The sequence below is a fragment of the Paenibacillus sp. MAHUQ-45 genome (assembly GCF_058133325.1).
The window spans coordinates 72,779-84,386 of the sequence record NZ_JBYUPV010000019.1 but is presented as its reverse complement, the minus strand read 5'-3'; the positions used below and the strand labels follow the sequence as shown (position 1 = coordinate 84,386).

Below are 11,608 nucleotides of genomic sequence, written 5' to 3'. Positions count from 1 at the left end.
TTGAAAGCAAGCTTTCAAATCAACTCCGCTCGACTTGCATGTATTAGGCACGCCGCCAGCGTTCGTCCTGAGCCAGGATCAAACTCTCCAAATAGGTTTTTTCGAGCGATCACTTCCCGAATTAATCCGAGAAAATAACCATCCGAAAACTTATCGAAAAGAGCGATTGCTCATTTTGAAACATCTGACGAGAATTTGCATTCTCATTTGTGAACTCACTTGCGTGAATTCGATACTCACTCGTTGTTCAGTTTTCAAAGATCAAACTGTTCTCGTTGTCCGCTTAATGTCTCAGCAGCAACTCTTATAATATAACACGTTATTCTCAGAAGCGCAAGTGCTTTTTTTTGAAGTTCTTTTTTCAATCATTTCACAGCACTTTGCCCTGCTCAACAACGCTTTTACATAATACCCTATCTTTCAACAAAAAAGCAACCCCTAATATAAAAAAAACAACCTGCTTAATAATTAAGCAGGTTGTTAGGCATGTTCAATGCGTATTAATAGAATTTTGCTGCGGTGTATTTACTTGGACTTTTGAACAGATCATTCTGGGCAGCTTTGCCCAGTCCGGCATCTACAGTTGTATCGATTGTCACCCATTTACCATCGATCAATACATCATTCCAGGCGTGATACTGAGCAACATAACTTGTATTTCCCATGACCAGCTTGGTAGGAATACCTACGCTGCGGGACATCGCAGCAAACAGGGAGGCGTAATCATAGCAAATACCCTTTTTACTATTCAATGTGTTGTTAATATTAGGAATGTAATCAGTAGTCACACTATTAGCCAACGCGTAATCATATTTAACATTGGCAACGATGTAGTCATGAATAGCTTGTACTTTTGCTTGATCAGTTGTTTTGCCTGCTGTAAGCTGTTTGGCTTTAAGAATAGCATTATCGGAAGAATTCCATTTCACATTCTGAACGGAACCCAAGTATACAGCGTTAGTGTCGTTAAGCGACAGGTCCAAAGTTTCAGAGTAGACCGATTTATATTTATTGCCCGTAGTATTCTCCAGAACAGATACTTTATAAGATCCATTACCTTGTTGTAGCGGGAAAGACTCGATTTGCTGTGCAGAATAAAGGTTGTAGGTGTAGCTATTGTTGTCTTTAGTAATCATGACTTTGATACGTTTATCCTTCGGAACATCATATTGGATTCCCACTACGCCTTGACTTAGCTTCGAGGTATCCAACCATTTCGCGTCTGCACTTGCAGCGTTAGCTGAAGCGACATTGATAGAGGTGACCACTAAAAATAGGGACATTAAAGCAAAATAAAACTTTTTCATGGATAAAACTCCTTTCGGTAGCTGGCTGCCATCCTTAACGGGAAGGCCCTTTAGCTTTGCGTCCCTACCTTTCGATAGGTTTGCCGTTATCGTATAAGCTTTATCTATCCTCGCATCTACTAGAGAACTACTAGATTGACCATGGAAAGACAACAAAAAAAGCCTCTGCATTCGGTAACTGGCTGCCATCCTTACGGGAAGGCCCTTTAGCTTTGCGTCCCTACCTTTCGATAGGTTTGCCGTTATCGTGTTTAGCTTTCTAAGTTAATTCTAGCATATTCATTTATATATTCAAAGCCTAAATCAATAGATTTACCCTAATTTATTGAAAAGATAACACTAATGTCTTAAGAAACATTAATTTTTTGCCATCTGGGGCAATTTGGCATGCACAATCAGGCGGTGCGTAGGGTTTACTAACGGGTCACAAGTGATCAATGTCAGGATTTTATCCTTGTTATTCCCGTTCAGTACTGACACATCCGTAGGGTCTACTACAGAGATATCATAGACCTCATAGTCAAACTCCTCTGCATTAGTCTTCACTGTAATGGTGTCACCGATGGCCACTTCGTTCAACCTGTTGAATAGCCTTCCGGTAGTTCTCGCTCTATGAGCTGCAATTGCAGCATTGCCGATCTCGCCAATAGGAGTCGTCTCCTTCATATGGGCTGCCGCATGCTTCATATTAGTCTTGGTAGCCCCCTCAAGGACGGGCAGTTTCAAATTGATCTTATCGATCTCAATTAAAGCAATTACTTTCCCGCCAATCTCAGGTTCAGGTTCTGCAGTTGCAGGTGTTTCTGTTTGGGGCTCTTGCTCTTCAGCAGCAGACTCTTCTGCAAGCAACTGCGTTACCTGAGCATATTTGCTTTTGAGATCGTTATCGGCAGAGACTGGAACCAGATTACTGTAGCTATGTTCCGCCTCTTCCAGCAGCTTCTGCTCCTGCCGGTTTTCATACCATTCATTCACCTTCGGGTACAACATGATAAGAATTCCCGCAAGAATGATGAGATAAGAGAACTTGCGCATGATCTTCACCCCCGTATTTTACATTCCTAGAACACCCATTTGCGGCTTCCAAAAAAATTGATAACTACAGTGACGAAGGTTACCAGCACCTTGGATAGAAGCACCTGCACCCCGAACCGTTCCGTCAGTACTTGCATCAGCAATAGAGAGATCCCCAGCACAGCAAGATTCAAGATGATAAACTTCAACAGTTGTATTCGGTCAAATCCACTCTTGCCACTGCGGCTACTGTCCCGAAAGGTCACTTTTTTATTCAGGATAAAGCTGTTGGCAGTACCTGCACTATAAGAGAACACTTGCGCCAGCCCATACATCATCCCAAGGGAATGGAGCAGAGTAAAGACCACAAAGTCGATGAGCGTATTAAGCAGTCCCACTGCATTAAACTTTAGAAATTGAATGAATGCGGCACGACGGTTGTTATCGAACATAGGTTTTTTCCTTCTGACTCTCCTTCAGCTCTCCCTCAGGGTAGCCTCTAGTCTCACGCACAATGTACAGCGGTCTGTCTTTAGACTCGTCATAGATTCGCCCGATGTATTCCCCGATGACGCCCAGCAGCATCAATACGATCCCGTTGAACAGCAGGTTAACGCCGACAATGGAGGTCCAGCCCGGAACGGTCCATGAGGTAAAGACCTTTTGAAATAATACGAAGAATAAATACAGGAAGCTAAACAGCGAGATGAAGAATCCAACATAGGAAGCAATTTTAAGCGGTTTGTGCGAGAAGGAAGTAATCCCATCCAGGGCAAAACGGATCATCTTCTTCAGCGGATATTTCGTCTCTCCCGCAAAACGCTCCTCCCGAACGTATTCCACCATCGTCTGCCGGAAGCCGACCCAACTCACCAATCCTCTGACATAACGGTTCTTCTCCTTCAAGCCCCGCAGTACATCACAGACCTTGCGGTCTATCAAGCGAAAATCTCCGGTATCCGTTGGAATCTCCACACTGGTCATGCTGCTGAGCAGCCGGTAGAAGAGCTTGGCGGTCACCTTTTTGAAAAGAGTCTCTCCATGCCGCTTCAATCGCTTCCCGTAAACGACCTCATAGCCTTCCTTCCACTTCTCTATCATCTGCAAAATAACTTCTGGCGGGTCCTGAAGATCGGCATCAATGACCACCACCGCATCCCCCGAGGCATAGTCCATCCCCGCTGTAATCGCAATCTGATGTCCGAAGTTTCGCGAGAAATCCACCAGCTTCACCCGTTCATCACGACTGCTGATTTCCTGCATAATCTCTACGGTCCGGTCACGGCTGCCGTCATTAACAAAGACCAATTCATAGGAATCGCCGCATCTGTCCATCACTTGCTTCAACCGATCGTAGGTATGGCTGATAACTTCTTCCTCATTGTACATAGGCACTACTACACTGTATCTAGCCTTCACCTTTGTTCCTCCTAGTAAAGTTTATATAGGGCTTGTGGCAACACAAGCCCTGAAATCACAACATCTTAGAACACCCAGGACGGGAACCAGCGCAGAACGCTCGTTACATAACTTCCACTGACTTGCATGCCCGAGAGCACTGGATAGAAAGCAATAAAGAGCAGCGCCGCCACACCGACATAAACATAGCGAATGTACCGCGCGTTCGGATATCTACTGTCAATAAGCTTCATTACATATACAATAGCAAGAATCATAAACGGTACCATGGCAAAATAATGGTATAGGAATGTTTCACGCGGTACGAGCATCCAAGGCACATACTGGGAAAAGAATGCGATCCAGATCATGAACAAGCTTTTGTCTTTACGCTTGATGGTCAGCCACAGTGTACCTATCATGGCAAAGATCCCAGTCCACCAGATGAGCGGATTACCCATGGTTACAATGCTGCTGACCTGTCCGGCTGGCAATCCTTCTCCGCCGCTGAAGAACCAGACTGGTCTTTTCATAAACGGCCATTCCCACCAGGAGGATGCAAATGGATGTGTTGCAACGAGTTGGCTATGATAGTTGTACATATTCTTCTGCGCATCAATCAAACCCTGCAAAGTAAAGCCGTTTGCCGATGGCGATAAAGCAGGAACAAAGGACAGACTGTAGATAACCCCCGGTATAATAACGAAAAATCCAATACAGCTGGCAAGCGTTATAATTGTATTCTTCCAAAAAGAGTTCACCGCTCCGCGGCAAGCCGTGGTCACTGCCTGATCGAGCTTGCGGCCTTCGGCCAGCACTCGCTTGGCAGCCCGGTATTCACGGTAGCGTTCAACCAGAGCCAATGCCAGCATAACAGCCAGACCGGCCCCGCCGTAAAGCACAATCCACTTGGAAGCTACGCCGATACCGAAGAACAGGCCAGACCAGAACAGCGGAATCAGCGTTTTGCCGAGCGGTACCTTATAGAAGTTCAAAGTAAAGTAGCGCTGCATGAAGTAGAACATTAACATAATGAAGAATACACCGTACACATCAATGGTAGAGATTCTTGTCTGTGTAAAATGCATAAAGTCCAGGGCAAACAATCCTGATGCGAGAGCCGCATAACGGGTCTGTTTGAACAAACGCAGCGCCATCATATATATCAGTGGCAACATGGCAATTCCAAACAGAGTTCCGATGATCCGCCAGCCGAACGGGTTCACACCGAACAACTCCATCCCGATCCCAATCAGCAGCTTGCCCAGTGGGGGATGCGTATTCTCGTACGGCACGATGCCGTGGTAATGCTCATATGCAGTACGGGCATGATAAATCTCATCAAAATAAGTACTGTTCATGAAGTTGGAATACTCCGGAATCAACGACTGTTCGTCGAACAGATTTCCAGGTGCTCCCCGCTTGGCAGTTCCTCCATCCGGAGTAACACTGGCAATCGGAAGCGGTATTCTGCCGCCGTTCTGCTCGTAGAAAGCCATCTCATTCAAGGTGAACCCTGGCGAGAGGACAGTAAGCTTCACATATCTTGCCGCCACATTCAGTGGCTGGCTTTTCCAGATGAAGACATTGCCGACATCCTCATTAACTTCGAGCGGACTTCCCCAGGCTTCAGGCGATTCACCGAATTCCAGCTTGAACTTGCCGGTTCCAACGCCTCCGAAGACATTCACACGTTCAAGCTGCTTGCTCTGTCCGAGATCCACATAGAAGCTCTCTCCGCTAGCCGCTGGTTCCCATAATGTCTCCGGGGCCTTCGTAGATCCCAGATGGACCAGAGCAACCACGGCATATATGGCAGTAATAACAAGCATCCAGGTCCAGTCCCTGCGACTCAGCTTCAGCTTGAATAGGGAGTCTCCAGAGTTGTCCTTGAGCAAGCGAATGTTCTGTACCAAGCCCAAATCTTCCGCACGGTGCTCCTCCTCAGAACGTAGAGGGGGCAGACTCTTCACCCGGTTCCTTCCATATACATCGTACCCAATATAAAGCATGTATAGTAACAAGGCCAGATTTGTGATCGCCGTAACTATAACGATGCCATCTGCTTCCGGGTTGTTGCCCGCATTCAAATGAGCAAGTGTATAGCCGACATTCACATACTGGGTCAAGCTGAACCCCAGGAACAATGTCAGGAAGCGGCGATCCTTGCTCCGAATATACGCGAACACGGCAAGAATCAGTGCAGGGTACATATAGCGCTCATGCATTTTTGTCCCCAATACAAAGACGGTAACAATCAATACCATGCCGATAAAGAAAGATCTGGATAAATCCTTACGATCCTTCTGGAATGAATAGAACATCGAGAGTGCTACAGCGACCAGAATAAAGACAAATCCCCAGCCCCGGTACGAGATTCCTAGCCAGGTTTGATCCAAACTAGACCACATCGGATCGGTTAACGCATAAAGATTAAAGGCATTAACGGTAGAATACGGATAAGAAGATAATGTGCCTTTATAAAGATTAATAAGTCCACTTAAACCACCATTATTCCAGAAGAACGGCGCTGCCAATACCCCGAAGATCCCGAGTCCATACACCGCGCCGAGCGCAAGTTGTTTCCACGCCCGCTGATGATAAAAGGCAAACAACAATACCGGTGTAAAGATAAGCGCCTGCGGTTTAACAAGTGTGGCAATGGCGAACCAGATGGCTGCCCGAACCAGAGATTTGTTAGCTGCTCCTTCAATACTAAGTAGGAGGAAGATAAGGAAAAAGGAATCGGCTTGCCCCCAAGCAGCGGAATTGATAAGAACTGCTGGATTGAACAAGAATAGTAGCGAAAGACCCAGTGCGATCCCGGAACCGAGTTTTTGCCTGGCTGCCCGATAAATCAGCCCGCCCAGCACCAGATCCGAAATGATCGCTGGCAGCTTGAACAACAGATTCTCTCCACCCGAGCCATGCGCCAAGCCAAAAATCCCGCGGATCGCGCTCAGCACATACAATATGTACAAATATCCTGGCGGATAATCGGCGAAATATCCTTCCTCATAAAATCTACCAGGCCCTAGATCCAGCATCCGCTGACCCCAGGCAATAAAGGTATTCATATCATTCTGGTACCCTTGCGCAGTCAGTCCGATCCAGACCCGCAGTATCAGCGCTGCACCAATCGAAATATATAGCCACCGGCTGTATACATTCTCCGGCTGCTTCATTAATTTGTTGTTACGGAAGACCCGGTTACAGAGCACTGCGAAAAAGGCACTGAACAGCGCAGAAATCAGCAGCAACTTCGCCGGAGAAATTTTGTGCGGTGTTTCTTCAGGCTTGCTGTCCCCGCCTTGGGGCGCAGCATTGTTATCCAGTGAGATGATATTGCTTCCCTCGGGAGCAGCATCTAACGGCTCTACAGCCAAATCATCGAAGTAAGCCTTGCCTTGGGACAAACTGGCATAACCGCCAAGACTGGCCCCCACGCCCAGCTCCTTCTGGTCTGGCCCTGTCTTGCCGATGAATTCCAGGTACTTCCATTCTCCAGCGGTCTCCATGACACCAGGATAACCACCTCCTACGCCAACCACGAACACACCAGCGCCAAACCCGCCGCTGACGGTGTTCACAACCTTGACCCAACCAGAAATTTTATACAAGTGGTCTGGCTCCACTTGAATCGTCTGTATCCATTTCAGATGGTTCGGCTGCAAATTCTCGATCACAGCCGCTTTACTGCCGGAATGGACCTCGGATGTTTGCACGGACACATAGCCGGCATCTTTTCCCGGAATCCATGCGTCCTCCGTCCAGCCGGACGGAGCGCTGCCTTCCCCATCCTCAAAGCCCGGATTCTGCAGCAGGTTGCCTTCTGCAAATACACTTGTCACTGGAAGCAGGAAGAGTACGCATATGACAATGAGTATTGCGGCCACACGTGTATTCTTGATCATCATTGTTCCATCCTCACCTCATCAATGTTAATCCAGCCGTTTCCGCCGGTAAAATAAATCTCCGCCTGTTCACCCTGCTGCAGGCTCACTGCGTGAAGTTCAATCTGATGATAGCTTTCACCTTCGGTAAGTTCAGTTTCAGTAAGGATGGCACCATTAACCCGTATACCAAACTTTCCGCCTCCCCCACCTGCACTAATCATTGCCGAAAACTTGTACTCACCGGACTTCTCCGGGTAAATCAATTGAGCGATTGTCTTTTCCATACCAGGATCAAGATAGGCGAGCGAGCTTCCCTGATACGGATTATTGGTGCCAATTCCTGTACCGGCTGTAAAAGTCCAATACAACGCCCCTTCCTCGAACCCTCCGTTCATCAGTCCATGATGTTCGCGGTCGCCCTCAGTATCCTGAGGATTCACAGGTGTAATTCCTTCGCGATCAACAACTACAGTGTAGTTCTTGAATCTCTTAATCTCGTATCCTTCATTCCCGTCAGGGAGAGGATCACCATTCCAAAAGATATACGCTGCCCGCTCACCCGGGACAATCGACAGCCCTCCAAACCGATAACGTCCAAATGAGTTTACCAGCTGAAAGGGAGCGCCCGGATTGACGTAGCTAACAGTTTTCAGGTAATCATGAGGATCGATAGTTTCATAAAAGAGCACATAGATATAGGGCATGTTGACCTTATCGGTAACATAGACATTCCCTTCAGTCTCCGCAGAAGCATACTGGATAGCCTCTCCGATGGACTCATAAAAGTCAGGACCGATTCTCCCCGGGAAATCACGGAAATACGTCATGCCAAACAAAACGAAAAACAGAGCGAATCCACCCGCTGCAACCAAGCCTGCCCCTTTAATCTTCGTGCTAAGCCACAAAAAGCCAGCTACAATCAGCAGAATTACAGGGTAGAAAATAACATTAATCCGGTTAATGTTCACATTCGTTATGGCTGCCATCAGAATAGCCGTCAGGAACCAGAGCAGGATCACCGACTGACCAGTGCCGTATAAATCCCGCTTACGTAAAGACTTTATTATAACAATAAGTCCTACCAGGACAAAGGGCAATCCAAGAGAATAGGCGTAGCCGTAAGGCGATATGGAATTCCACGGCAGACCATCACTTCCACTGAGCATTATCTTGAAAAATTCGCGGAGATTACTCCAGGCAGTGTCGAGCATTTGCCCGCCGAAGACTGAGGAGATCTGCTCCACTCGCGGTGTAGTTAATCTTGGGATGGAAAAGAACGGGGTAGAAAAGCCCTGCAGTTGATAACGATTGATCATTATAAAGGATAGAATCGGCAAAGCCAGCAGGATAAACAGTACACCATTCCATAGAATGGTCCGTAGCTTCAGCACTTTTCTATACAATAGAAGAATTATAGTTCCCAAAGCAAATACCGGAACGAAAAAATAGGCAGTCCCATAGGCATAAAGCGACAACGATAGTATAACTGTAAATGCATAAGACCATTTGGGAGCTTCGAAGGATCGAAGCAAGCAATAAACAGCAAGCAGAATCAACGTAGGAAACAGATTCGATTCTAACGCCCATCTCGACATCATGATATGCCATGGATTAATAGCGATAAAGAACATGGCGGCAAGACCCGCTACTGGGGAGGAAAAGAGTCTTTTGGACAAAAGATAGAACACTACCATGCCCACTAGACCCATAAGTAGACTCGCCATTCGCACCGTTACCGGTGATAAGCCGAATAACCAGATAAACGGCATGGACAAGTAAGCATACAACGCATTTTGCCCGCTGCCCCAGGCGATCAGATGGATTGGCAGGTGGATTCCGTTTCTGTCGATACCATAATGAAGTATAGCGTAGGCGTCATATCCGATCGACGCTTCGTCCTGATTCAATCCTGGCGGAATGGAACCAATATACACTATCCGAATCATCGCTCCCAGCAGGAACATTAGTACGAGCCAAGGGTTGTTCTTGCAAAAGATAAATACCCGATTTAGACTGCTGGACAACATTTATCACCTCTTCAACAATATAATCTAAATAATGGATGATGAAAAGACTGATACGCAAAACCACAAAAAAACGGTCCCTTCAACATCGAAGGGACCGCAGGATGGATGTATCAGATACAGGCTTTAGCCCTGACTACCCATTAATGCATAACGGAGAATAATCAGGATCGCAAGTACCCACATCATCCAGTGAATGTCGTATTTCTTTTTGCCGGCCAAGTTAGCGACACTAGCAAGAATTACGTAAGTAACGATACCGAAGGAAATACCGTTGGCGATATTGTAAGTGAAAGGCATAATAACAAACGTCAGGAACGCAGGAATGGCAACGACCATGTCCTGGAAGTCAATATTACGGAGCGATTGCGCCATCAGTACACCTACAACGATCAGAGCAGCAGCGGTAGCAGAACCAGGGATAAGCGCAGCTACAGGAGCAAGGAACAGGGCCAACAGGAAGCAGACGCCTGTAGTTACCGCAGTAAGACCTGTACGGCCACCCTCAGCAACACCGGCAGCACTTTCTACGTAAGCCGTAGTTGTGGAAGTTCCGACCATGGCACCACCAGCTACTGCCACCGCATCTACGAACATTGCCTTACCTACACGCTTCTTACCTTCTTCAGGGTTGTCCATAATGCCAGCACGTTGAGCTGTACCTACAAGTGTACCAAAAGTATCAAACAACTCTACGAAAGTGAATGTCGCAATGGCGGAAATGATACCGGTATGCAGAATGCCATCCCAGTCAAATTTCATGAAGTTCAATTGAGTGAAATCAGGAACCCATGGTGTTTGCGGATTGGACAGAGGACTGAAATCCACGGCGCCCATCAGAATTCCCACTGCAGTAGTACCGAGAATACCGAACAGGATTGCGCCGCGAACATTCAGCACCATCAAGATTGCGATCAGCAGCAAGCCGATAATTGCCAGCTGGACATTGGTGTTCTCCAGGCTGCCCAGATGGATAACTGTTTCGAAAGAAAGGACATCTGTAAACTTATGAGCGGCAATGTCGTTTACGGCTTCTACGCCGATCGTCATGATTCCGCTGTTCTTAAGGCCGATAATGGTAATAAACAAACCGATACCGACGGTGATTGCATGCTTCAGGCTGTCAGGAATAGCTGTCAATAGGATCTGACGTACCTTGGTTACGGTTAATAGGATAAAGATCAAACCGGAAATGAATACGGCGGTAAGACCCATCTGCCAAGTGAATGGATGATCCGATGTGGCGGAGGACAGGATAACCGATGCGAAGTAAGCGTTAAGTCCCATACCAGGTGCCAGTGCAACCGGGAAGTTAATGAACAACCCCATGGCAATAGTGAAAACACCTGCGGCTATCGCTGTAGCCAAAAATACAGAATACCATCCCATGTCGATCTGGCCAAAAGCGGTCAGTATGTTGGGATTTACGGACAGGATATAAGCCATTGCCATAAACGTAGTCAAGCCGGCCATAATCTCTGTACGAACGGTAGTACCATTCTCTTTCAACTTGAAAAAGCGATTCAAATTGTTCTCCCCCTAAGGTATGTTGTGTCTGACAGCAACAAAAAGCCGGAGTCTGATAGACACCGGCCAGATAAAAAGAGTAAGTTCCTGTGCATATCGCCAATCTAGGGGCGAAGATCAACAGGAGATTGTTCTCTTCTTCATCGTAGCCAGGTCATTACGGTGACCTGTAGAGACTTCCGGGCCAATCCCCGGAATTATACGAATAAATATTATTGTTGTGCTTTATTATTTTAGGGGGATATGACAGCCCTTGTCAATGACAAAAACGAACATTAAACGTTATTTTTTTTGTATTGTTCGTAAAAACGACATTTCTCGCCAATTCCTTATAGGAATCGGGAAGAAAAGGATGTTAATCATGGGGCTGCTCTGTGAAAAATTTAACACAAGCCTTCTATAACTTGGAATGACGCTGTGTCCCGTCGGATCTTGGAATCAT

At 46.7% G+C, this 11,608-nt stretch carries 7 protein-coding genes, 1 rRNA gene and 3 riboswitches; all 8 genes read right to left on the bottom strand.

The annotated features are described in order from the left end of the window. Positions 1-94, bottom strand: a 16S ribosomal RNA gene (locus AC3Y23_RS27340); the annotation flags it as partial. 406 nt (positions 95-500) lie between these two features. Further along, positions 501-1,307, bottom strand: coding sequence for a transglutaminase domain-containing protein (locus tag AC3Y23_RS27335; RefSeq protein WP_379205124.1), 807 nt, complete (start codon positions 1,305-1,307; stop codon positions 501-503). Positions 1,308-1,320: 13 nt separating this feature from the next. Next, a riboswitch (cyclic di-GMP riboswitch) is annotated at positions 1,321-1,402 on the bottom strand. A 75-nt stretch (positions 1,403-1,477) separates the two neighbouring features. Further along, positions 1,478-1,558: riboswitch (cyclic di-GMP riboswitch) on the bottom strand. 106 nt (positions 1,559-1,664) lie between these two features. Next, positions 1,665-2,342: a class D sortase gene (locus tag AC3Y23_RS27330; protein ID WP_379205122.1), complete on the bottom strand. Its 678-nt coding sequence runs from the start codon at positions 2,340-2,342 to the stop codon at positions 1,665-1,667. Between the two features lie 26 nt (positions 2,343-2,368). After that, positions 2,369-2,773, bottom strand: a complete 405-nt coding sequence (locus AC3Y23_RS27325; protein WP_379205120.1) for a GtrA family protein — start codon at positions 2,771-2,773, stop codon at positions 2,369-2,371. Continuing rightward, complete coding sequence (locus AC3Y23_RS27320; protein WP_379205118.1) at positions 2,763-3,740, bottom strand: glycosyltransferase family 2 protein; 978 nt, start codon at positions 3,738-3,740, stop codon at positions 2,763-2,765. The genes AC3Y23_RS27325 and AC3Y23_RS27320 overlap by 11 nt, the downstream gene beginning before the upstream one ends. Positions 3,741-3,805: 65 nt before the next feature. Next, positions 3,806-7,633 carry a glycosyltransferase family 39 protein gene (locus AC3Y23_RS27315; RefSeq protein WP_379205116.1) on the bottom strand — a complete coding sequence of 1,276 codons (3,828 nt, stop codon included), beginning with the start codon at positions 7,631-7,633 and terminating at the stop codon, positions 3,806-3,808. After that, entirely contained in the window at positions 7,633-9,642 is a 2,010-nt protein-coding gene (locus AC3Y23_RS27310; protein ID WP_379205114.1) for a glycosyltransferase family 39 protein, read from the bottom strand. Before AC3Y23_RS27310 ends, AC3Y23_RS27315 begins: the two co-directional genes overlap by 1 nt. Before the next feature lie 123 nt (positions 9,643-9,765). Further along, complete coding sequence (locus tag AC3Y23_RS27305) at positions 9,766-11,166, bottom strand: NCS2 family permease (protein WP_379205112.1); 1,401 nt, start codon at positions 11,164-11,166, stop codon at positions 9,766-9,768. A 126-nt stretch (positions 11,167-11,292) separates the two neighbouring features. Then, positions 11,293-11,391: riboswitch (purine riboswitch) on the bottom strand. Between the last annotated feature and the right edge of the window lie 217 nt (positions 11,392-11,608).

What these genes read in the sequence shown, in the direction of transcription:
- AC3Y23_RS27335 (WP_379205124.1), bottom strand. Translation starts at nt 1,307, where the DNA reads ATGAAAAAGTTTTATTTTGCTTTAATGTCCCTATTTTTAGTGGTCACC.
- AC3Y23_RS27330 (WP_379205122.1), bottom strand. Translation starts at nt 2,342, where the DNA reads ATGCGCAAGTTCTCTTATCTCATCATTCTTGCGGGAATTCTTATCATG.
- AC3Y23_RS27325 (WP_379205120.1), bottom strand. Translation starts at nt 2,773, where the DNA reads ATGTTCGATAACAACCGTCGTGCCGCATTCATTCAATTTCTAAAGTTT.
- AC3Y23_RS27315 (WP_379205116.1), bottom strand. Translation starts at nt 7,633, where the DNA reads ATGATCAAGAATACACGTGTGGCCGCAATACTCATTGTCATATGCGTA.
- AC3Y23_RS27310 (WP_379205114.1), bottom strand. Translation starts at nt 9,642, where the DNA reads ATGTTGTCCAGCAGTCTAAATCGGGTATTTATCTTTTGCAAGAACAAC.